This window comes from Mycobacterium sp., assembly GCF_052143115.1.
Classification (GTDB): domain Bacteria; phylum Actinomycetota; class Actinomycetes; order Mycobacteriales; family Mycobacteriaceae; genus Mycobacterium.
This window is the reverse complement of sequence record NZ_JBKQTQ010000257.1, coordinates 1-20659: the sequence shown is the minus strand read 5'-3', so window position 1 is coordinate 20659 and position 20659 is coordinate 1. Positions and strand designations below refer to the sequence as shown.

Here is a 20659-nt window from a genome sequence, read left to right as displayed (position 1 = left end):
ATGACCGCGACACATGGATCAGTGCAGGTCAGCCCTTGGTCGCAGATCGGCCGGCGCGGCGACCGTAGAAGCTGCCGTCGCCGAGCGAGACGCCGCTGGCGTAACCCCAGGCGGCCAGTCCGGCGGTCGAACGGCCTGCGGCGAAGAGCCCCGGGATGGGCTCACCGCTGACGTGCAGGACCTCGGCATCCAACGTGGTGGCCAGCCCGCCCAACGTGAACCCGCCGGTGCTTTCTCGGAGGTCGATGGCGCCCACCGGGGAACCGATCGGTTTCACCCACTCGGGCTTCTTGTGCAGCAGCGGATCTTCGCCGCGGGTCGCGCCCTCGTTGTATGCGGCCACTGTCGCCTGCAGCGAACCGGGTGTCAGGCCCATGTCGCGTTCCAGGTCGGCAACGCTGTCGGCCACCCAGGTTGCCGGTCGCAGCATGAACTTCGGTGACCACGAGGCCATTGCCTCCTCTTGGCCATCGCTGTCGATGATCAGGTACGCGATGTTGTCCTGTTGGTAGAGCGTGAGCTGCCCGATCCTGCCCGGGTAGGTGTCCTCGGGGACATAGCGTTGACCGCGGCCGTTGACCAGAATGCCGCGCACCAACTGTTGCGGGTCGATGAAGATTGCGACTTCGGTGGCGTCCATATGGGCGAGGTCGGCGCCCAGTGCCTGTGCCATCCGGATGGCTTGCCCGTCGTGCTGCTCGATCGAGGCCGCCGGGCGTCCGGCGATCCGCGGAGCGTAACGGGCCACCATCGCATCGTTGTAGGCGAAGCTGCCCGTCGCTAGCACGACTCCGCTGCGCGCCCGGATCATCATCTCACTGCCGTACCGGCGGGCGCGGATGCCGACCACCCTGCCGTCGGATGCGACGATCAGACACTGAACTCGCACGTCGTAAATTGCCCGCGCACCGGCCGCCGTCGCGGTCTCGACGAGCGGCTTCATCAGCATGTAGCCGGCGCTGGCTTCGCCCTGCTTCTTGTTCGACATCTGCGGGACGTGCCCGCGCGGGGCCGGGGTTGCGATCCTGTTGAACGGGTAGGAGTTTTCGCCGCCGCTGTACATCAGCCCTTGGTCGCCCATCGGTTCCCAGCCCGGCTCGGAGAAGAACTCCGCCTTGAACGGGACGCCGCAGCCGACGAGCCAGTCGAAGTGGGCGACGCTACCGGCGCAGTAATCGGAGATTCGGCTCCCGTCGGCACCGGGTCCCATCGCGACGTTGAGGAACGCCGCCATATTGTCGACGGAATCGTCAAAGCCGCAGGCCTTTTGGAGCGGCGTGCCACCACCGAGGTAGATGAATCCACCTGCCATCGCCGCGGCGCCGCCCCAGGAGCCGGTGCGCTCCAGAACCACGACGTCGGCACCGGAGCGGGCCGCCTCGACTGCCGTTGCGGCGCCAGCGATCCCGTAGCCGGCGATGACGACGTCGGCCTCGTCATCCCACGACGTGATCGACGACGCCGCAACGGGTGTGACGTCGGTGTCGGGTGTCATAGCCGCATGGCCGCAGGCATCTCTCCGACCCACTGGTGGCCCCAGTAGCTGTCGGCCGTGATTTCCTCTGCGGTGTAATACGTTTCGTCGACGCGCATGCCATCCGTGCCGAATTCGATGTCCCAGTCGCCGGGCGCGCGGACGTAGAACGACACCATTTTGTCGTTGGTGTGACGTCCGAGGGTGGACGACAGCTGGAAGCCCTCGGCGTTGACGCGGTCCAGTGCCTGACCGACGGCGTCGAGGGTGTCGACTTCGACCATGATGTGGACGAGGCGTGGGTCACGCTGGTGTGCGGCTGGGACGATCGCCAGGCTGTGGTGTCGTTCGTTGATCCCGAGGAAGCGAACCCGTACCGGGCCAAACTCTTTCGGTAGCGGTACGCGGAACGCGCCGCGGGAGCGGAACCCCAAGACGTCGGTGTAGAAGTCGAACAGCCCGCCCGGATCGGTGGCCGGCACGACGACATGGCCCATTCCCTGATCGCCGGTGACGAATTGCGCGCCGAACGGGGTGATGACCGGGCTGTGGTCAAGCACCGCACTGTGGAATACCTCGAGTGTGGTGCCAGCCGGATCTTCGAAGGTGATCACCTCCTCCACCCTGCGAGCCTCCGCCTCATCGGTGGACAGTTGCTTGAATGGCAGCCCAGCACCGTCGAGTGCTGCTTTGACTCGTTGCAGCGCCGGGTGATCGCGCACTTCCCAGCCGACGGTGAGCACCCGGTCTGTCTCGCCGGGCACCACGATGAGCCGGGCGGCGCGCTCGTCCATCCGCAGGTACAACGCTGACGGGTCGGGCCCCTTGCCTTCCGCGAAGCCCAGCACGCCGAAGGCAAACTGCCGCCACCGGTCGATCTCATTGGTCGAAATCGTGATATACCCAAGGCTTTTCAGGTCAGTCACGTTGGCCTCCTAGATCAGTGCCCGCAGCGGACCCTCGGGCGGTTCGATGCCCAGCGAGCTGAGGGCCGACGCGTGATACGTGGTGCCGGGGACATGGATGGCATGCAAGTGGCCGACGTGCACATCACGCCAATATCGTTGCAGCGGCTTGTCCATCCGCGCCGCGTTGCCGCCCGAGCGGGCGAAGATCTCGTCGACCGCCGACACTGCGCGCCACACCGCGCGAACCTGGGTGCGACGACCGGCCGCGCGGTCCGCGAACGATACCTCTTTGCCGGCGGCAACCATGTCGTAGATCCGGTCCGCGTTAGCCAGCAATTCCTGACGGGCGGCGTTGATGTCGGCCGCCGCCTCGCCGATCGCGTGCATGACGTAGGGGTCGTCCTTGATCGCGGTTCCGGTGGCGCCGACGCGCTCGCGCTGATAGTCCAAGTGCGCGGCCAGGGCACCCTCGGCGATGCCGATGGTCGCCGCCGAGATGCCCAGCGGGAACATGGTCGACCACGGCATCAGATATAGCGGCTCGGTCATGCCAGCCTCTCGCTGGGCGGTGCCGTCGATGACCTTAGTCGCGTCCATGGTCCGGTAGGTCGGGACGAACGCGTCCTTGACGATCACGTCCTTCGAGCCGGTGCCGCGCAGACCCACCACGTTCCACGAGTCCTCGACGATCTCGTAGTCCTTGCGCGGCAGGATCATGTGCAGCACCTGGGGCGGCATCAGCGGCACCCCCTCGTTGTCGCCGAGCATCGCGCCCAGGATGATCCAGTCGCAGTGGTCGGTGCCCGAGCTGAACTGCCAGCGGCCGTTGAAGATGTAACCACCGTCGACGGGTTTAGCCACCCCCTGCGGCGCATACGGGGAAGCCATCCAGGTGTCGACATCGTCGGCCCAAACCTCGGCGGCCACCTTCGGGTCGGCATAGGCCAGCTGGTAGGGGTGCACGCCCACCACACCGACGATCCAGCCGGCGGCCGGATCCAGTGCCGCGGTGGCCATCACGGTCTCACCGAACTCGCGTGGGTGGACCTCAAACCCTTGGTAGCTCTTCGGCTGCAGCAGCCGGATCAGCCCGGCCGCCTTCATGACTTTGACGGTCTCGTCGGTGAGCCGACCAATTCTCTCGGCTTCCGCGGCCTGCTCCCGCAACTGGTCGGCCGTGGCCATGACCCGGTCAAGAACCCGCTCGCTCATATCGTTCGTCCTTACGTGGTGTGGGCTTAGTAATGGTCTACCGCAGTCCGCGTCCGTCCCGAAGGTGATCCCGGTGAGCGGACGCAAACGGATCAAAACTCGATGCGCACATCGCCGCTCACCGGCCTGGCCTGACACGCGAGAATCAGGCCGTCCCGTAGATCCTCGGGTCCGAAGATGTCGCACGCCGCCATGGCGACGTCACCCTCAACCACGGTCGCCACGCACGACCCACAGCGGCCTTCCCGGCATGAGTGGGGCACGTCAATGCCCGCATCGAGCAATATGTCGACCAGGGTCTGGCCGCGCGGCCAGCTCAGACGATGCCGTTGACCGTCCAGGTCGACGTTCACATGTATGACTTCTGGCATAAGCCGATGGTCTGCGATCGACACAGGACTGCGCACAGGCCCGCCCAATGGCCGGGAAAACTGGCTCGCACCGCCCGGTGACCGGGAAGGGAACCGCGCGATGCGACCGATCTACCTACAGTGAATGCTTGTGAACCTCGATGCACCTCTGGACGTCATGGTGGTGGGCGCCGGGTTCGCCGGTCTGTATGCCCTGCACAAGCTGCGCACCCAGGGTCTCTCGGTGCGGGTCCTAGAGGCCGCACCCGAGCTGGGCGGCACCTGGTACTACAACCGCTATCCGGGCGCGCGTTGTGACGTCGAGAGCGTGGACTACTGCTATTCGTTTTCCGACAAACTGCAGCAGGAGTGGAACTGGACCGAGAAGTACGCCACCCAGGCCGAGATCCTGAGCTACCTGAACTGGGTCGCGGACAAACTCGACTTGCGCGGTGACATCGCGTTCAACACCCGCGTAGTCTCGGCGGTGCTCGACGAGACGACGCTGCGCTGGACAGTGACCACCGACGGCGGACAGAAGCTCTCGGCACGGTTCTGTTTGATGGCGACCGGCCCGTTGTCGGACGCGATGACCCCAGAGTTCAGCGGCCTGGATAGCTTCGCCGGCGAGATCTACCACACCGCCGCGTGGCCTCACGATCCCGTCGACTTCACCGGCAAGCGAGTGGCTGTCATCGGCACCGGATCCTCCGGCATCCAATCGATTCCGATCATCGCCGAGCAGGCCGCGCACCTCTATGTCTTCCAGCGCACCCCCAACTACAGCGTCCCCGCGGGCAATAAGCCGCTGTCCGGTGCGGAGATGGACGAAATCAAGGCCACTTACGCGGAGCGACGTCGTGTGTCGTGGCGCAGCGGCGGTGGTTCACCGCACATCACCGCCCCCAAGCCGGCGATGGAGTTCACGCCGGATGAGCGCCGCGCGGCGTTCGAAACTCGATGGCAGCTGGGGGGTGTGCTGTTCTCCAAAACCTTCCCGGACCAGATGATCGACCCGGCCGCCAATGAGGAGGCGCGCAAGTTCTACGACGAGAAGGTCCGCTCCGTGATCGACGACTCTGTGGTGGCGGACATGCTGATTCCCAACGATCACCCGATCGGAACAAAGCGAATCTGCACAGACAGCAACTACTTCCAGGCTTTCAATCAGCCGCACGTGTCGCTGATCAGTGTGCGCGCCACCCCGATCGAATCCGTTGACGCCGACGGAATCAACACTACCGACGCCCACCACGACCTCGACATGATCGTGCTGGCAACGGGTTTCGATGCGCTCACTGGGGCGCTGAGCAAGATCGACATCGTCGGCCGTAACGGCGCGACCCTACGTGACAACTGGGCGCACGGACCGCGCACCTACCTGGGGTTAGGCGTCGACGGGTTCCCCAACCTATTTCTGATCTCGGGTCCCGGAGCGCCCGCGGTGCTGGCAAACATGGTGCTGCACGCGGAGGCGCAAGTGAACTGGATCGCAGAAGCCATCACCTACCTCGACCACCATGGTTATGCCGCAATGGAAGCTACCAGCGACGCCGTCGACGGCTGGGGCGCAGAATGTGCCCGGCGTGCCGAAGCGACGCTGTTCACCAAGGCGAACTCCTGGTACATGGGCGCTAACGTGCCGGGAAAACCGCGGGGCTTCATGTTGTTCATTGGTGGGTTCGCGACATACAACGACATCTGCGCCGAGGTGGCCGACGCCGGCTACAAGGGATTCGTTTTGGTAAAAGCGTCTTGATGCCGGGGCCTGCAGCGGAGGCGCCAATAACTACAGAAAGTGGTTGCAATGGGGAGTAATTCAGGGCAGCTGGCCGGGAAGGTCGCCATCATCACCGGCGGCGCGGGTGGGCTCGGCGCGGCGTTCGCACGCCACATCATCGCCCGCGGCGGCAACGTGGTGCTCGCTGACCTGCTCGACGACGAGGGCAAGAAGTTGGCCGACGAACTCGGCGCACAGGCGCGGTACACCCATCTCGACGTCACCGATCCCGAGCAGTGGTCGGAGGCGGTGCAATTCACCCTCACCGAGTTCGGCACGCTCAATGGGCTGGTGAACAACGCCGGAGTGTCGACCGGTCAGTACATCGAGCACGAGCCGGCGGCGCACTTCCGGACGGTCGTGGAGGTGAACCTGGTCGGAGTGTTCAACGGTCTGCAGGCCGTGATCGGGCCGATGCGCTCGGCGGGCGGCGGGTCGATCGTCAACATCTCTTCGGCGGCCGGTTTATTCGGTCTGGCGTTCACCGCGGGCTACGGCGCCTCGAAGTGGGGTGTGCGCGGACTGTCGAAGATCGCCGCCGTCGAGCTGGGTTCCGACCGCATTCGGGTCAACTCGGTGCACCCCGGCATGACCTATACCCCGATGACCGTCAATGTCGGGATCCAGGTCGGCGAAGGCAACTATCCCAACACCCCGATGGGACGGGTCGCGGTGGCGGAGGAGATCGCCGGCGCCGTGGGCTATCTGCTGTCCGACGACGCCGCCTATGTCACCGGCGCCGAGATCGCGGTAGACGGCGGCTGGACCGCCGGGCCAACGCTGAAATACGTTATGGGCCAGTAGGACCAGACAGGACTGTAGATGAAGCGATTAGCACACAACCGGGTACTGGTGACCGGCGGCGCCTCGGGCATCGGGCAGGCCACCGCGCTGCGCCTGCTGGACGAGGGGGCCGCGGTGGTCGCCGCCGACGTCGCGGCCGACGGGCTGGACAAGACCCGCGCCCGGGCCGGGGAGATCGAGGCCGGTGATCGGTTGGCCACGTTGGAGATGAACGTCGGCGACGAGAGATCGGTGGTCGACGGTGTGCGCTCGGCCGTGGATACGTTGGGAGGCCTGGATTCGCTGGTCAACGCCGCCGGCATCCTGCGCGCCGCACACACCGATCAGATGGGCTTGGACCTGTGGAACCAGATCATCGGGGTCAACCTGACTGGGACGTTCCTGGTGGTCCGCGAGGCGCTGCCGGCGCTGTTGCAAAATCCTCGCAGCGCGATCGTCAACTTCAGCTCGACGTCGGCGTCGTTCGCGCATCCGTACATGGCGGCCTACGCGGCCAGCAAGGGCGGGGTTCAGTCCTTCACCCATGCGCTGGCGCTCGAGTACGCGAGCAAAGGACTTCGTGCGGTGTGCGTGGCGCCCGGAAGTATCAAGTCCGGAATCACCGATGCGACAGCCGGATACATCCCTCAAGACGCGGACTGGGCGCTTTTCACCAGGCTGATGCCGATCATGCCGACCACGCTGGAATCCAGCGGCGCCGGGATGGGCGATCCTGCCGCCGTCGCCGGCGTCATCGCCATGTTGGTATCCGACGACGGCGCGTTCATCACCGGCACCGAAATCCGGGTCGACGGCGGAACACACGCGTGACAGCTCAAGGCGTGACCTACGAGGACACGTTGCGTGAAATCGCCACCGACGCAGGCGTTCTGCGCTATCACGAGGCAGGCCTGGTCGACACCGGGCCGCCCTTGGTGCTGCTGCACGGCTCCGGCCCGGGCGTGACGGGATGGCGCAACTTCCGCGGCGTCCTGGGCGCGTTCTCCGAATTCTTCCGGTGTCTGATCCTGGAGTTCCCCGGCTTCGGCGTCAGTGACGATTTCGGCGGCCACCCGATGATCACCGCACTGGATGCGTTGGTGCGCTTCGTCGATGCGCTCGGCCTGGACAGCGTCGACATCGTCGGCAATTCGATGGGCGGCGGTGTCGCCATCAACTTCGCGATCGCTCATCCCGAACGGGTGCATCGGCTGGTGACCATCGGCGGCATCGGCCGCAACCTCCTCAGTCCGGGCCCAGCGGAAGGCATCCGGCTACTGCAGGAGTTCATCGACGAGCCCACCCGGGAGCGACTGGTCCGCTGGCTGCATTCGATGGTCTACGACCCGGCAACCGTGACCGAGGAACTCGTCGAGGAGCGGTGGAATCACGCCACCGATCCGCAGACATTGGCCGGGGCGCGGCGGATGTACAGCACGGAGGCGTTCGCGCAGATGATGAAGGCCATGGAATCGTCCAAGGGGCCGCAGCCCTGGGCGATGATGCACCGGGTCAAGGCGCCGACGCTGATCACCTGGGGCCGCGACGACCGAGTGAGCCCGCTGGATATGGCGTTGATCCCGATGCGCACCATTCCCAACGCCGAATTGCACGTGTTCCCCAACTGCGGCCACTGGACGATGATCGAGGCGAAAGAGGCCTTCGAGAGCGCCGCGCTGGCGTTCTTGCTACGAAAAGACGCCGCCGGGCTCAGTTGACGCAGGGCACGCCGCCGCCGTCGATCGGTGCACCCTGATCGGGGGTCGGCTCGGTGGTGTCGGTTTCCGTGCTCCATTGGTGGTAACCGTAACTGCCGGAAAGGCTTGAGGCCGAGGGGGTTTCGTCCTCACTCGAGGCCGACGAGGTTTCGTTCTGGGCCGCGGATGGCGCCGAGTAGTTGTCGTCGACGATGACTTCGACATGCCCGAATTCCAGCGAGCGATTCGGTTTGTCGGGTGCATCGATGCCCAGCACTGTCGCCAGGCTGCGTGCGTCGGTCTCGGCGCCGGGCGCGTACTCGATCGTGGTGGTGGTGGGTTCACCGCGCACGCGGTCGCGTATCGCACCGGTGGTGTAGCCGTCTTTCTTCAGCGTGTGCGCCAGCTGGGTGGCGAGCCCGCTGGTGTTGCTGGCGTTGATCACGTCGACCACAGTCGACGGGCTCGGCTCGGTGGAGGAGGGCAGTGTCGTGGCCGACGAGGAGTCGCCGAACGCGGAGGTCACCTCCGCCTTGATCGCGGCGGGGTCGATGATGTTGACGTCTTGACCGTTGATGTTGTCGTAGCGAACCACGGGCAGCGTTCGGTATTGGATCCCACTGCCGGCCAGCGCGCCCATCCGGCGGAACTGGTCTTCATCCCAGCCCGACGACAAAACGACGTCTTTGCGCGCCACCGCCATCAAGCTTTTGAGCCTGCTGATATTGGTGAACGTGCCCGAATTCTGCAGTTTGCCCATGACCGACGAAAGGAATGCCTGCTGACGGTGGGTGCGGTCCAGGTCACCGTTTTCCAGGCCGTGCCGCTGTCGGACGAATGACAGCGCCTGTTCGGCATCCAGTGTCTGCCGTCCGGCCGGGAAGTCGGCACCGGAATACGAGTCGTACACGGCGTGCTTCAGGCACACGTCGACGCCGCCCAGGCTCTGGGTCAGGTCGTAGAAACCGGCCAGATTGACCTCGGCGAAGCGGTCGATGGGCACTCCGGTCAGATTCCGCACCGCCTTCAGCGTGGCAGCGCGGCCGGCTTCGCGACCCTTTGTCTCCAGCTCTTTCTGGTCGCTCACACCCTTGTCGGTGAGTTTCTGCTCGACGTACTGCTTGGTGAGCCCGTAGGCCTCTTTGATCTTGATGTGGTTGTAGCCGGGCACGCCGGAGAACTGCACCCAGTCGTCACGGGGGATCGAGAACGCGGTCACGCGGTCATCGGCGCTGACATGCGCAAGGATCAAGGTGTTGGTGTTGTAGCCGCCGTCGTCGGAGTCGCCGGCGTGCAGGTGTTTGAGCAAGGCCCATGGCAAGTCGTTGCCGTCTTGGTCTTTCCGCGAGTCGAGCCCGACGAGCAGGATGTTCATCGCGTCGCCGCTCGATTTCGGATCGTCGGAACCCAGGGCCTGCGAAATGGTGATCCCGCCCAGCATGCCGTGTGCCATCCACCATGCCGACCCGGTCGCCGACACCAAGAAGACCGCTACCAGCGCCCAGAAGGCATGCGCTATCGTACGGCGCCGGGCTGCTACTGGCGTCGCACGATGGCGGTGCTTAGCGTTGGGTCGCTGCAGGTCTCCCACCACAACCTCGACTGTCTAGGGGGTGCCGCGCTTGACCCCCGGGCTGCGGTTTGCGCGGGCAACATTTAATGCTTGGCGTCCAGTATGCGGCAGGTTGCTGTGCGACGCGGTGTGAGCCAAGTAACATTTTCAATGTTACAGGGCGGATGGAAACAGCACTACCAGCGGAAATATGTCGCAGCAGGCGATCATGTTCGCCGCTGAGGCGCGCCTCTTTGTGACCAATTCGTGGTCATGACCCGACGATCGTGACGCTATAGCTCCAGAACTGCGCCGTCGGTGGCGCAGACAGCCGCGGCGAACCGTGCCTGCGCGGCCGCTGCCGTGCGCTCGGGCACGCCGGGAAGGGGGTGATTGTGGGTGAGCACGAGGCGTGACACACCGGCCTCTACCGCGATGGTGCTGGCCTCGTCACCGGAGGTGTGGCCGCGCTCGGCGTCCCTGGGCTCCCACGCTTCATGCAGTAGCGTGGTCACGCCCGCCGCGTGGCGGATGGTTTCTGGGTCGAATTCGGTGTCGGTGCAGTAGGCGAAACGGCCCCCAACCCGGAAACCCGCGGAGGGCAGGGTGTGTCGGGTCTGCTCCCACGTTTCGACCTCATGACCGGCGTAGGTCAAGGTGTCCCAACCCAGCTCCGCCCAGCGTGCCGGCGCCACCGGGGAGGCGGTCTGAAACGGGGAGGCGAGAAGCTGATCCTCCACGATCGAGCGGGTTGGTCGGCCGTAGGACAGCGAGCCCGGGCCGGCGATCGTCAATTCGCGTCCCCCCAGCCCGCGCGCGCTGACAAAGCCAAGCCCGGTCACGTGATCGAGGTGGAAGTGGCTGAGTACCACCATCACCGTCTCGACGCCGTCGAGCAGAGCGGGGTTGATGTGCAGCGCGCCCAAACCGGTTCCGGCATCCAGCACCAGCGCTTCGGTGCCAGAGGTGATCAGGTAGCAGCTCGTCTGCCGGGCGCTGGTCGGAATCCATCCACCGCTACCGAGAATCGTCATTTTCATGGCGAGACCAACCTACGACCGGCTTCGCCGCCAACCTAGCTACGACAGTGACTGTTTGAGTGCGGCCACGGTCTCCAGATCGGTCAGTGCTGCTACGCCGCGTTTAACGCCTTCCATCGCGATGCTCTCGACTTGCATACCGCCCATCCCCGCGGTGATCAGCGGTGCGACGTAGGCGTACAGCGAGCCTTGTCGATAGCGCAGCCAGAGCTCGTCCGGATCCAGCTCAGGGCCGCCCCCGGCGGCCAGGGCGTCCCGGTAGGTGGCAAGTAGGTCGCGTTCGCAGGCCTGGCGGTCGGCGGTCGTCATGCTGGTGATCAGCGTGTAGGCCAATTCGCGGCCGGGGTGCCCGCGGCGAACCGCCTGCCAGTCGAGCAATCCGGCTTCGCCGTTGCGGAAGTAGACGTTGCCGGGATGTGCGTCGCCGTGCATCACCGTGTTCGGTTGTCTGTCAATCACTTTCGCGACAGCGCGGTAGTTGTCGATGATGAAGCGACCATCTTCGACGGGGATGGAGGTTCGCTCGGCGAGTCGGCGAGCCGAAGTGTTCAACAGCGAACTGGTCGGACCGCTGCTACTTCTTTGCGGCCTCGCCTGACGGCGGGCTGCTGCTGGCGTCGGGGTACGGCAACAACCCGAACACCAAATCAGGGATCGGCTACGTCAAAGTGACGCTGGCCGACGGCCGCCATTACGATCTGCTCGCCGGCCGGCCGGTCGATGGCGGAGAACGCGCGGAGGTGGGCGCCGGCCCGATGCGGTGGACTTGTGTTGAGCCGCTTAAGAAATGGAAGTTGGAGGTCGAGCCGAACAACTCGGGAATCGCGTGGGAGCTCTACTACGAACCCACGGCGCCGATGTGGGAGTTGTTGCCGCTAAAGGTGCATGACAAGAACGGCAAGGTGATTGCTGACATGTATCACATGAAAGAGCCCGGACGGTGGACGGGCTGGGTGGAGATCGAGGGTGAACGCATCTCGGTCGACGGCTTTCACGGCGGCCGCGACCGGACATTCGGGGTCCGGGTCGCCGACGAAATCGACTTCTGGCTCTGGCTCGACGCCGGCTTCGAGGACCGCGCGATTGAAGCCTGGATCTTCGAAACCTCCGACGGCGAAGTCACTTACGTCGACGGCGGTATCACCCACAACGACGGCACCCTGTCAAAACGGTTCGTCAACATCGAGCACGAGGTGGAATTCGACGGCGACCGCAAAAGACCGGCCCGCGCCGCGCTCGTCTTCACCGACGAGGATGGCAACCGCTATCGGGTCACCGCAGAATCGCCGAATCAACACGTGAACGCCTACTACGGCCTGCCGATGGCGAAGTGCAACTACGAAAATCTCAGCGGCGGCGCGTATTTCATTCATTACCGATGGGATGCCACCAACCGCGACGAGTTGATCGAAACCGAGGACAAGGCTATGGCGATCGATCAGCTCATGCGCTTTGACTTCGACGGCCGGATCGGCTGGGGCATCTTCGAAATCCTGATGGGCGGCAACGCTTACCCCCGTTATCCCAACTGGAAGCCGATGGACATGTCGTCGTTCGGACAGGACAAAACGCCGGTGGACCGACTGCCCGCCGACAGTGAGGCCCAGCAATGAGAGCAACCGATGAGATCGGCCCGCGGCTGACGGAGTGGCTCCGAACGAAATTGCCAGACGCCAACGAGGTGCGGGTCGAGGGGCTCGATCGGGTCACCTTCGGATACTCGGCAGAGATGATGGTGCTGACGGTCGTCGCGCGCCACGGCAACACCGAGGAACGCCAAGACGTGGTGTTGCGGCTGCGTCCTCGGCCGCCCGCCTTGTTGGAGCCTTATGACCTCGAGCGGCAATTCGACATCTTGCGCGGCCTCGCCGACACCGATGTGCGGGCCCCGCGGGCGTTGTGGCTGGAAAACTCCGGGGAGGTGCTCGGTCGACCGTTCCTCGTGATGAACCGGGTAGTCGGAGGCGTCTATGAGATGGAAACACCCCCCGACGCCACGCCGCAGCGCATCCGGCGGATGTGCGAGAGCATGGCCGCGCAGCTTGCCGCGATCCACTCGGTGGATCTGTCGAAGACCGGCCTGGGCGCGCTGGACGACGGAACAACTCACCTCGATCGCGAGATCGACCACTGGGCAAACGAAATGCATCGGGTACAGCGCGGAACGCTGCCTGCGCTGGAGCGCCTGCTGCAAGGACTGCGGGCGACCAGGCCGGCACCGTTCCCGACGATCACCCTCGTCCACGGCGACGCGAAACCGGGCAACTTCGCGTTCGTCGACGACAACGTCAGCGCGGTCTTCGATTGGGAGATGACCACCGTCGGGGACCCGCTCACCGACATCGGCTGGATGGAGCTGTTGTGGATCCAGCCCGTGGGCATCACCAGCCATGACGCCGCACTGACCATCGACGAATTCATCGAGCGCTACCAGGCCGCCAGTGGGATCAAAGTCGAGAACCGCAGCTGGTATCGGGCGCTGAACTCCTTCAAGATGGCGGTGATCTGCTTGATCGGCGCGATGCTCGTCGACCAAGGCGACTCCGATGATCCGAAACTCGTCTTGGCCGCGGGCGGCACGCACCTGCTCACCCAGGTCGGGCTCGCGGATCTGGATATCACCGACAACCTCGAACCCGGACCGGTCGCCATCCGCCAAGAACGCATCGACGAAGTACTGTCGCACGCATCGCTAAGCCACGCAGCGATCCCCGAACCATCGGGCTAATAGGCGGCTATCAGAAGTTTCGCCGAAGCCACCCCACGAACGTCTGCAAGAGGTCAAATGGGGCATGGCCCTAGCCAGCGTTCATCAACGGGGTGGGATGTGAAGCGGCTCAACGGCGTGGACGCCTTGATGCTCTACAGCGAGACACCCGAGATCCATATGCACACCCTCAAGATCGGCGTGCTCGATGTGTCGGGTGTGGAGGACGGATTCAGTTTCGAGTTGTTCCGCCGGGTCGCGCATCCACGGCTCTTGGCGTTGCCACCGCTTCGCTTTCAGCTGGTGGACATCCCGCTGAAGTTGCATCACCCGATGTGGGTGCAGAACGCCGACATCGACCTGGACTATCACCTGCGTCAGGTTCGGGTACCCGCCCCGGGCGGCCGTCGTGAGCTTGACCAGCTGATCGGCGAGATCGCGAGCACTCCGTTGGACCGCAGTCGACCGCTCTGGGAGATGTACGTCGCCGAGGGATTGGCCGAGAACCGGATCGCGATCATCCACAAGGTGCACCACGTGCTGGCTGACGGCGTCGCATCGGCCAACCAGATGGCCCTGGCGATCCGGCCGCACGAACCCGCCGACGTTCCGGCGTTGAACTCTGCTGCTCAGCCGCTTACCCGCGGTGAACTGCTGCGGGCGGCCACCAGTGACCACGTGGAACTTATCCGCAAACTGCCTCGGCTGGTGCGCGAGACCGCGACCGGGGTTTCGCGAGTGCGGCGCCGCTCCAAGGAACGTGGTGCGCATCCGGACCTCGCCCGCAACTTCGACCCGCCGCAGTGCTTCATCAACCACCGCGTGACGCCGGGGCGGCGGTTCGCCACCGCGCCACTGGCGCTGTCCGATGTCAAGGAGACCGCCGAGCACCTCGGCGTGACGCTCAACGACGTCGTGTTGGCGATGTCCGCCGGCGCGCTGCGGCGGCTACTGCTGCGCTACGATGGGCACGCCGACGCACCGCTTATCGCCGGTGTGCCGGTCAGTTACAACACGTCGCCGGACCGCCTGGACGGCAACGAGTTCACCTACCTGACGCCGTCGCTACCGGTTCAGATCGAAGACCCGCTGCAGCGGGTGGAGTTGACGTCGATGGCGACCAAGATCGCCAAAGAGAACCACCACTTGCTCGGGCCGACCTTGCTGCCGGCCTGGCTGTCCTACCTACCGCCCGCGCTCGCGCCGCGTTTCTTTCGGACGCAAGCCCGACGCGTCGAATCGGCGAGCGTGATGAACTTGACGATCTCCAACGTGCCGGGGCCGCGCGAGCGCGGTCACATCGAGGGTGCGACGGTCAGCGAAATCTATTCCGTCGGGCCGGTTGTGGCGGGAAGCGGGCTGAATATCACGGTGTGGAGCTACGTCGATCAGCTGGCCATCTCGGTGTTGACCGACGACGTGACGCTGGTCGATCCGCACGAGGCGACCGACGCCATGATCGATGCGTTCATCGAAATACGCAGAGCTGCAGGGCTTTCCGACCAGCTGCGGCAACTTGGCGCGGCGCTTCCGCTGGCTGCGGCGGCGAGCTGACTGACTATCCGATGACCGGTAACCGGCGCTGGCGCGCGAGCCGGTCGAGGCCATTATGTCCGTTGTCGATGACCTCCTGCACGCAACCGCCGCCGCACTCAAAGATGTTGAGGCAGAAACTAGTCCAGAACAGGCGCTGCTCATCGCCACCACCGAGGCGGTAACGGCGATCATCGACGGCCGTGGCGTGATCACACGTGAACGCCTGCTCGCGATGGCGGAGGTCGTCACCGCAAATTCGAATCTGAGAAAGCAGGCGTCCTTAGCCCGCAAGCGGGTACTGAGCCAGGCGCTCGCCGTTCGGATGGGAGTCGCCGCGGAGAACCGCCGCGTTCGCCAGGCGATGACGATGTGGTCGGCGATTGCCGCCGGCGCTTACCTGGCCGGCCGTAGCATGGCAGACCACTACGACCCGCGCGACGACCATCGACTAATCGAGCGGATGATCGCCGAGCTCACCGCGACCTTCGCCGACGTCATGAGCAACGATCCCTCGGGCTCAGGCGGTGGAGCCGCCTAGCGCGCCAGAGCTTCGGCATAACCTGCGATTTGTCAGCGGTGGTGTCACACTCAACCATGGCTGTCAGCCCGTTCCGTCCAATTCTCGCCGCTGTCACCGCCACGGCGGCCTTACTGCTGGCGGCCGCGGTCGCTCACGCTGACCCTTTCGACGACCAGTTTTTGGCGTTGCTCTCGAGAGACGGCATTATCGGCCCGCCGGATCAAATCATCGCCATTGCCCATGAACGCTGCAACGACGCTGATCTTCCTCGCACCGGATTGTTTATTCCTCGCTTCGGCGCGCAGCCGGGACAGTACCTGGCCGCCATCGGGCAGATCTACAACGAACTGGAAGCGCAGGGTTTGACGAGTGGGCAGGCCGCGCAGTTCATCAGGGACGCCATCGCGGTGTACTGCCCGGACCAAAAGGGCACGTGACTGCGTGCGTTGAGCCCGTGTCAGGATTGACCTGACGACCGGGCAGCGGGGGACAAATTAGGATCAGCCCATGATGACGCGGTTTGCCGCAGCCGCTGCGCTGCTGGTGGCAGCTTCGCTAACAACCGCCACAGCCGCTGGAGCTGAGCCTGGCGATACGGTGACCTACAACATCGACGCGGACGGCCCGCTGATCTTGGTGTCGTACCACGACGAGATGGACAACCTCCAGCAGCTGACGAACCAACTGGCCCCGTGGTCCACCAGTTTCACCAGCGAGGCGACCTATGGGCTGTTTGCCGTCGGCGCAAAGACGAGCGGCGAGCGGGTATCTTGCGAGATCATCGTCAACGGCGAGGTCCGCGACCAGAAGTCCAGCAACGGCCGACATACCTTGGCCGACTGCTCGGCGCTGGTGACTGATACTCCAGCCCCGCCCGATCAAGTGTGAGCCCCCGGGATTGTGGTTGTCGGCTTCAAAGTGCACCTGTACGAGCTTGTTGTTGGCGACGCCGATGCCCTTGAGGGCCTCGTGATGTTGACCGCGTGTCCATTCAGACTCCGCCGCTGAAGTTTCTACTGAGCCGTGAAGGTGCGGTGACACCTCGACCCGTCCACCTGCGTCATCTACATTGGGCCGGTGTGCCGCCGGACAAGCTGGCCGGGTTCACCGCGGCTATCCCCATTGGCAGGCTCGCCGACGGCAGCATACCGATGTCGCCGGTTCGCCTGCACGGCAAGGTGTTTGCGGTCGTTGAGGGGAACGCGAGTACAGTAGCTCCGATGGCTGTCGCCTCGTCGAATGAGCGGATGATTGCCGGGGTCGCGGCCGCGTCCGTCTCGCTCGGGGTGGCCCAGCTGGTGGGCATCCCGTTCGGAGCGCGGGCCGATGCGCGTGCTGCGATCGGCTCAGTGGTCGTCGACCTGACGCCGGGGCCCATCAAGGAGTGGGGGATTCAGACCCTGGGCTCTCTGGACAAACTCTTCGTGGCCGTCGTCGTGCTCGTGGTGATCGCGACGATCGCTGCAATCGCCGGGACCCTCGAGACTCAGCGCCGCCCGCTCGGCAGCGCCGTGATCGCCGCGGCGGGTGTCCTCGGATGCATCGCAGTGTTGTCGCGGCAGGGTGCCACAGCACTCGACACGATCCCCACCGTCGCGGGCGCCGTCTGCGGCGTGGCGGCCCTGCGCTTGCTCATCCGTCGGTTCTGGCCCGGCGTTGGAGACCCGGAAGACAGTGCCGACCACGACCAGCCGGATGCCGGCAGGCGCGGGTTGGTCATGTTCGGATTACTCGGATTGGGAGTAGTGAGTGGCGTGGTGGGTGCGGTCATCACGCGGTTGGTGCATTCGGTGGCCGCTGACCTCAACAGCTTCACACTTCCCCGACCGCGCGCATCGGCGCCACCAATACCTGCTGATGTGCAACCGAACGGCGTTGCGCTACCGAGCTTTGTCACCGCCAGCGCCGACTTTTACCGGGTGGACACCGCACTCAGCGTTCCCCAACTCAGCCACGGGGACTGGCGGCTGCGCATCCACGGCATGGTGGACCGCGAAGCCACCTACAGCTTCGACAACCTCGCCGACTTCGACGTCGTCGAAATGGTGACGACGTTAACCTGTGTGTCGAATCCCGTTGGAGGCAAACTGATTTCGACGGGCGTCTGGACAGGCTACCGGATGGCTGATCTGCTGGCGGTGGCCGGTGTGCACGTGGACGCCGACATGATGCTCTCGACGTCGATCGACGGGTTCACCGCCGGAACGCCAGTGGATGCGCTCACCGATGGCCGCGACGCGCTCCTGGCGGTCGGCCTCAACGGTCAGCCGCTGCCGATCGAGCATGGCTACCCGGCCCGGCTGGTAGTACCCGGGCTCTACGGGTATGTGTCGGCCACCAAGTGGGTCGTCGACATGGAGCTGACCCGCTTCGACCGAGCACAGGCGTACTGGACGCGGCAGGGCTGGGCACCGCGTGGACCGATCAAGACCGAGTCGCGGATCGACGTGCCGAAAGGTGGTCAGAAGGTACCGATGGCGCCCGTGGTGTTCGGCGGTGTCGCGTGGGCACAGAATCGTGGCGTGCGGGCCGTGGAGGTCCGCATCGGGGATGGCGGGTGGCAGCCCGCTGAACTGGGCGCGAGCTATTCCAACGAGACGTGGCGGTTGTGGAGCTTCCCCTGGCAGGCGACAAGCCCTGGGAAACACACCGTCACCGTACGTGCCACCGACAACAACGGAGCTGCGCAAACTGCCGATCGAGTTGGGACCGTCCCCGACGGTGCCACCGGTTGGCACACGGTGGACTTCACCGTGGCGGCCACGTGAAGCACTATTTCGACGACAGTCTCCGCCAACTGAATACCGCAATCGCGATGCCGATCAGCGCCGTGATCGGGCCAGTGATGGACCAGGTCGTGGTGTTGCTCATCGGGCTACCAAGAAGCACCCCGAATCCCTGAAGCGCCCAAATCACACCGAAAAATGCGACGATCAATCCGAACGCGAGTGTAACGACGAAAGCCCTTCTCATATAAGGATCCTACGCGCCGGATCTGGTCACTCTGGCGTGACCGGCACCAGCCGCCGCAGCTGCGTCACGTGCTTGGGCGTCAGCTCCTCGAGGCAGGTGACCCCGAGCAGTCGCATGGTGCGGGTCAACTGTCCGGACAGGATCTCGACGGCGCGATGAACGCCCGCCCCGCCGCCGGCCATCAGCCCATACAGGTAGGCCCGGCCGATCAGCGTGCAGCGTGCGCCGAGGGCGATTGCGGCGACGATGTCGGCGCCGGACATGATGCCGGTATCCAGCAGGATCTCGGCGTCCTTGCCGAGTTCACGCGCCACAGCGGGTAGCAGATGAAACGGCACCGGAGCCCGGTCGAGTTGGCGGCCACCATGATTGGACAACACGACGCCGTCGACGCCGCGATCGACCACGGCCCGCGCGTCGTCGAGAGTTTGGATGCCCTTGACGACGAGCTTGCCCGGCCACTGCGCCTTGATCCATTCCAAATCATCGAACGTCAGGCTGGGGTCGAACATCGTGTCGAGGTATTCGCCGACGGTGCCCGACCACCGATCCAGCGACGCGAACGCCAGCGGCTCGGTGGTCAACAGATCGAACCACCAGCGCGGACGCGGCACGGCGTTGAGCACGGTCCGCAGCGACAACGCCGGTGGGATCGACATCCCATTGCGGACGTCGCGCAATCGCGAGCCGGCAACCGGGACGTCGACGGTGGCCAGCAGGGTGTCGAACCCGGCGTCGGCCGCCCGTCGCACCAATGCCATCGAACGGTCCCGATCACGCCACATGTAGAGCTGAAACCATCTGCGGCCCTGCGGCGCAGCGGCCGCGACCTCTTCGATCGAGGCGGTGCCGAGCGTGGACAGCGAGAACGGGATCCCGGCGGCCGCTGCCACCCGGGCGCCGGCGATCTCGCCCTCGGTGTGCATCAACCGGGTAAAGCCCGTCGGCGCGTTCGCGAACGGCAGCGCCACCGGTTGGGCGAGCACTTCCCAACCGGTCCGCGCAATGCTGCCGCCACGCAGGATCGTGGGGTGAACCGCGCTGTCGCGAAAGGCTTGTCGAGCACGGCTCAGGGAGATCTCTTCTTCGGCCGCGCCGTCGGTGTAGTCGAAGGCCGCCCGCGGCGTCCGCCGCTTGGCGATGCGCCGCAGATCGTGGATGGTCTGTGCGTCATCGAGCCGGCGTTGGACGCGGTCGAGCCGGGGTTTGCGGAAGCGGATCAGCGGCGCGAGGTCTTGCGGCTTCGGTATCCGTCGTTTGACCACTGTGTCACGGTAGGTCTTATGGATTCCGCACGCGACCCCTTTGATTTGCAGCGCTTCGTTGACGCGCAGCAGCGGGTTTACGACGACGTCCTCGACGAGTTGCGCGCCGGGCGCAAACGCAGCCACTGGATCTGGTTCATCTTCCCGCAGGTCGCCGGGCTGGGCAGCAGCCCGACAGCTGCCAGGTACGCGATCTCCTCACTCGACGAAGCCCGGGCCTATCTTCGGCACGAACTGCTCGGACCGCGGTTGCACGAATGCGCCCGGCTGGTCAACGCCGTGCAAGGCCGTTCGATCGGCGAGATTTTCGGGTCGCCCGATGATCTGAAAGTTCGCTCGTCGATGACCTTGTTTGCCCACGCGACCGCGGACAACCACGATTTCCTGCGGCTGCTCAAGCGGTACTACGGCGGCGAGGAAGATCCGCTGACAGTGGAGCGCCTGACCTAGCCGTTTAACACGATGCGCGGGTGTCCGTGCTCTCGCGTTTACGCGCGTCGCTGATGATGACCGGCAAGACGAACGTACGCCCCGTCGATGGCCCAGCCGTGACCGATCGAAATAAGCACTCGGCCGAGGATGAAAACGAAACGACCCAGAAGCGGACGGTCCTCGCCTAGGCGCTTCCCCCACACCGAGCCAACAGCGCCAGCGGGACCTATCACGAACCACCAAACGGGGCGTCGACTCAGGAAACTCAACGAGCTGGTGTCGTCTACCATTTCTGTTGCCGCTCCTCTTACATGGCCCGTTGTCCAGTTTAGAGTGCATCACCCAAACTGTCCTTGGTGGGCCGCAGGATTAGCCAGCCTTGCGGCTCGATCTGCACCCGGTCGACGACTTCGTCCGGCGGCATGCCGCT

Annotated in this window: 19 protein-coding genes and 2 pseudogenes; 12 read left to right on the top strand and 9 right to left on the bottom strand. The window is 64.9% G+C overall.

Translation table 11 applies throughout. From position 1 onward, the window contains the following. Window positions 1-28: 28 nt before the first annotated feature. The 4 genes from ACLQI9_RS25655 to ACLQI9_RS25640 all read right to left on the bottom strand — a co-directional run bounded on the left by ACLQI9_RS25655 (window position 29) and on the right by ACLQI9_RS25640 (window position 3965). Window positions 29-1495 carry an FAD-dependent oxidoreductase gene (locus ACLQI9_RS25655; protein ID WP_442384845.1) on the bottom strand — a complete coding sequence of 489 codons (1467 nt, stop codon included), beginning with the start codon at window positions 1493-1495 and terminating at the stop codon, window positions 29-31. Then, complete coding sequence (bphC, locus tag ACLQI9_RS25650) at window positions 1492-2400, bottom strand: biphenyl-2,3-diol 1,2-dioxygenase (RefSeq protein WP_442384843.1); 909 nt, start codon at window positions 2398-2400, stop codon at window positions 1492-1494. Before bphC ends, ACLQI9_RS25655 begins: the two co-directional genes overlap by 4 nt. A gap of 9 nt (window positions 2401-2409) precedes the next feature. Next, window positions 2410-3594: an acyl-CoA dehydrogenase family protein gene (locus ACLQI9_RS25645; RefSeq protein WP_442384842.1), complete on the bottom strand. Its 1185-nt coding sequence runs from the start codon at window positions 3592-3594 to the stop codon at window positions 2410-2412. Window positions 3595-3686: 92 nt separating this feature from the next. Beyond that, on the bottom strand, window positions 3687-3965 hold the full coding sequence (locus ACLQI9_RS25640) for a 2Fe-2S iron-sulfur cluster-binding protein (protein ID WP_442384841.1): 279 nt from the start codon (window positions 3963-3965) through the stop codon (window positions 3687-3689). 157 nt (window positions 3966-4122) lie between these two features. Here ACLQI9_RS25640 and ACLQI9_RS25635 point away from each other — a divergent pair, with 157 nt between their 5' ends. The 4 genes from ACLQI9_RS25635 to ACLQI9_RS25620 are packed head-to-tail and all read left to right on the top strand — an operon-like array spanning window position 4123 to window position 8225. Then, window positions 4123-5703 (top strand): flavin-containing monooxygenase, encoded by a 1581-nt coding sequence (locus ACLQI9_RS25635; protein WP_442392359.1) that lies wholly within the window; start codon window positions 4123-4125, stop codon window positions 5701-5703. 48 nt (window positions 5704-5751) lie between these two features. Next, complete coding sequence (locus tag ACLQI9_RS25630) at window positions 5752-6528, top strand: SDR family oxidoreductase (protein WP_442392357.1); 777 nt, start codon at window positions 5752-5754, stop codon at window positions 6526-6528. 18 nt (window positions 6529-6546) lie between these two features. Then, the gene (locus ACLQI9_RS25625) at window positions 6547-7338 is read left to right on the top strand and encodes an SDR family NAD(P)-dependent oxidoreductase (RefSeq protein ID WP_442384835.1); all 792 of its coding nucleotides are present in this window, start codon (window positions 6547-6549) and stop codon (window positions 7336-7338) included. Then, window positions 7335-8225: an alpha/beta fold hydrolase gene (locus ACLQI9_RS25620; RefSeq protein ID WP_442392356.1), complete on the top strand. Its 891-nt coding sequence runs from the start codon at window positions 7335-7337 to the stop codon at window positions 8223-8225. Before ACLQI9_RS25625 ends, ACLQI9_RS25620 begins: the two co-directional genes overlap by 4 nt. Here ACLQI9_RS25620 and ACLQI9_RS25615 read toward each other — a convergent pair. The 3 genes and pseudogenes from ACLQI9_RS25615 to ACLQI9_RS25605 all read right to left on the bottom strand — a co-directional run. Then, on the bottom strand, window positions 8218-9702 hold the full coding sequence (locus tag ACLQI9_RS25615; RefSeq protein ID WP_442384904.1) for an LCP family protein: 1485 nt from the start codon (window positions 9700-9702) through the stop codon (window positions 8218-8220). The genes ACLQI9_RS25620 and ACLQI9_RS25615 overlap by 8 nt on opposite strands. 347 nt (window positions 9703-10049) lie before the next feature. Further along, on the bottom strand, window positions 10050-10796 hold the full coding sequence (locus tag ACLQI9_RS25610; RefSeq protein ID WP_442384831.1) for an MBL fold metallo-hydrolase: 747 nt from the start codon (window positions 10794-10796) through the stop codon (window positions 10050-10052). 39 nt (window positions 10797-10835) lie between these two features. Beyond that, window positions 10836-11339, bottom strand: a pseudogene (locus tag ACLQI9_RS25605) (phosphotransferase); the annotation flags it as partial. Between the two features lie 17 nt (window positions 11340-11356). Here ACLQI9_RS25605 and ACLQI9_RS25600 point away from each other — a divergent pair. The 7 genes and pseudogenes from ACLQI9_RS25600 to ACLQI9_RS25570 all read left to right on the top strand — a co-directional run. After that, window positions 11357-12409 (top strand): annotated as a pseudogene (locus ACLQI9_RS25600) (hypothetical protein); the annotation flags it as partial. Then, the gene (locus ACLQI9_RS25595) at window positions 12406-13524 is read left to right on the top strand and encodes a phosphotransferase family protein (RefSeq protein WP_442384829.1); all 1119 of its coding nucleotides are present in this window, start codon (window positions 12406-12408) and stop codon (window positions 13522-13524) included. The pseudogene ACLQI9_RS25600 and the gene ACLQI9_RS25595, both read left to right, overlap by 4 nt. Window positions 13525-13623: 99 nt before the next feature. After that, entirely contained in the window at window positions 13624-15057 is a 1434-nt protein-coding gene (locus ACLQI9_RS25590) for a WS/DGAT/MGAT family O-acyltransferase (RefSeq protein WP_442384827.1), read from the top strand. 55 nt (window positions 15058-15112) lie between these two features. Beyond that, window positions 15113-15577 (top strand): hypothetical protein, encoded by a 465-nt coding sequence (locus ACLQI9_RS25585; RefSeq protein ID WP_442384825.1) that lies wholly within the window; start codon window positions 15113-15115, stop codon window positions 15575-15577. 56 nt (window positions 15578-15633) lie between these two features. Further along, window positions 15634-15996, top strand: a complete 363-nt coding sequence (locus tag ACLQI9_RS25580) for a DUF732 domain-containing protein (RefSeq protein ID WP_442384824.1) — start codon at window positions 15634-15636, stop codon at window positions 15994-15996. 70 nt (window positions 15997-16066) lie between these two features. After that, window positions 16067-16447 (top strand): MmpS family transport accessory protein, encoded by a 381-nt coding sequence (locus tag ACLQI9_RS25575; RefSeq protein WP_442384822.1) that lies wholly within the window; start codon window positions 16067-16069, stop codon window positions 16445-16447. A gap of 332 nt (window positions 16448-16779) precedes the next feature. After that, entirely contained in the window at window positions 16780-18327 is a 1548-nt protein-coding gene (locus ACLQI9_RS25570; protein ID WP_442392358.1) for a molybdopterin-dependent oxidoreductase, read from the top strand. 4 nt (window positions 18328-18331) lie between these two features. Here ACLQI9_RS25570 and ACLQI9_RS25565 read toward each other — a convergent pair whose 3' ends face one another. Both ACLQI9_RS25565 and ACLQI9_RS25560 read right to left on the bottom strand, forming a co-directional pair. Further along, window positions 18332-18532 (bottom strand): hypothetical protein, encoded by a 201-nt coding sequence (locus ACLQI9_RS25565; protein ID WP_324436490.1) that lies wholly within the window; start codon window positions 18530-18532, stop codon window positions 18332-18334. Between the two features lie 26 nt (window positions 18533-18558). Then, complete coding sequence (locus ACLQI9_RS25560; protein WP_442392355.1) at window positions 18559-19797, bottom strand: alpha-hydroxy acid oxidase; 1239 nt, start codon at window positions 19795-19797, stop codon at window positions 18559-18561. Window positions 19798-19815: 18 nt separating this feature from the next. Here ACLQI9_RS25560 and ACLQI9_RS25555 point away from each other — a divergent pair, with 18 nt between their 5' ends. Continuing rightward, the gene (locus ACLQI9_RS25555) at window positions 19816-20247 is read left to right on the top strand and encodes a DUF1810 domain-containing protein (protein WP_442392354.1); all 432 of its coding nucleotides are present in this window, start codon (window positions 19816-19818) and stop codon (window positions 20245-20247) included. Window positions 20248-20659 lie beyond the last annotated feature (412 nt).

What these genes read in the sequence shown, in the direction of transcription:
- ACLQI9_RS25580 (WP_442384824.1), top strand. Translation starts at nt 15,634, where the DNA reads ATGGCTGTCAGCCCGTTCCGTCCAATTCTCGCCGCTGTCACCGCCACG.
- ACLQI9_RS25575 (WP_442384822.1), top strand. Translation starts at nt 16,067, where the DNA reads ATGATGACGCGGTTTGCCGCAGCCGCTGCGCTGCTGGTGGCAGCTTCG.
- ACLQI9_RS25595 (WP_442384829.1), top strand. Translation starts at nt 12,406, where the DNA reads ATGAGAGCAACCGATGAGATCGGCCCGCGGCTGACGGAGTGGCTCCGA.
- ACLQI9_RS25565 (WP_324436490.1), bottom strand. Translation starts at nt 18,532, where the DNA reads ATGAGAAGGGCTTTCGTCGTTACACTCGCGTTCGGATTGATCGTCGCA.
- ACLQI9_RS25610 (WP_442384831.1), bottom strand. Translation starts at nt 10,796, where the DNA reads ATGAAAATGACGATTCTCGGTAGCGGTGGATGGATTCCGACCAGCGCC.
- ACLQI9_RS25555 (WP_442392354.1), top strand. Translation starts at nt 19,816, where the DNA reads ATGGATTCCGCACGCGACCCCTTTGATTTGCAGCGCTTCGTTGACGCG.
- ACLQI9_RS25655 (WP_442384845.1), bottom strand. Translation starts at nt 1,495, where the DNA reads ATGACACCCGACACCGACGTCACACCCGTTGCGGCGTCGTCGATCACG.
- ACLQI9_RS25625 (WP_442384835.1), top strand. Translation starts at nt 6,547, where the DNA reads ATGAAGCGATTAGCACACAACCGGGTACTGGTGACCGGCGGCGCCTCG.
- ACLQI9_RS25645 (WP_442384842.1), bottom strand. Translation starts at nt 3,594, where the DNA reads ATGAGCGAGCGGGTTCTTGACCGGGTCATGGCCACGGCCGACCAGTTG.
- ACLQI9_RS25585 (WP_442384825.1), top strand. Translation starts at nt 15,113, where the DNA reads ATGTCCGTTGTCGATGACCTCCTGCACGCAACCGCCGCCGCACTCAAA.
- ACLQI9_RS25635 (WP_442392359.1), top strand. Translation starts at nt 4,123, where the DNA reads ATGGTGGTGGGCGCCGGGTTCGCCGGTCTGTATGCCCTGCACAAGCTG.
- ACLQI9_RS25640 (WP_442384841.1), bottom strand. Translation starts at nt 3,965, where the DNA reads ATGCCAGAAGTCATACATGTGAACGTCGACCTGGACGGTCAACGGCAT.
- ACLQI9_RS25570 (WP_442392358.1), top strand. Translation starts at nt 16,780, where the DNA reads ATGGCTGTCGCCTCGTCGAATGAGCGGATGATTGCCGGGGTCGCGGCC.
- ACLQI9_RS25630 (WP_442392357.1), top strand. Translation starts at nt 5,752, where the DNA reads ATGGGGAGTAATTCAGGGCAGCTGGCCGGGAAGGTCGCCATCATCACC.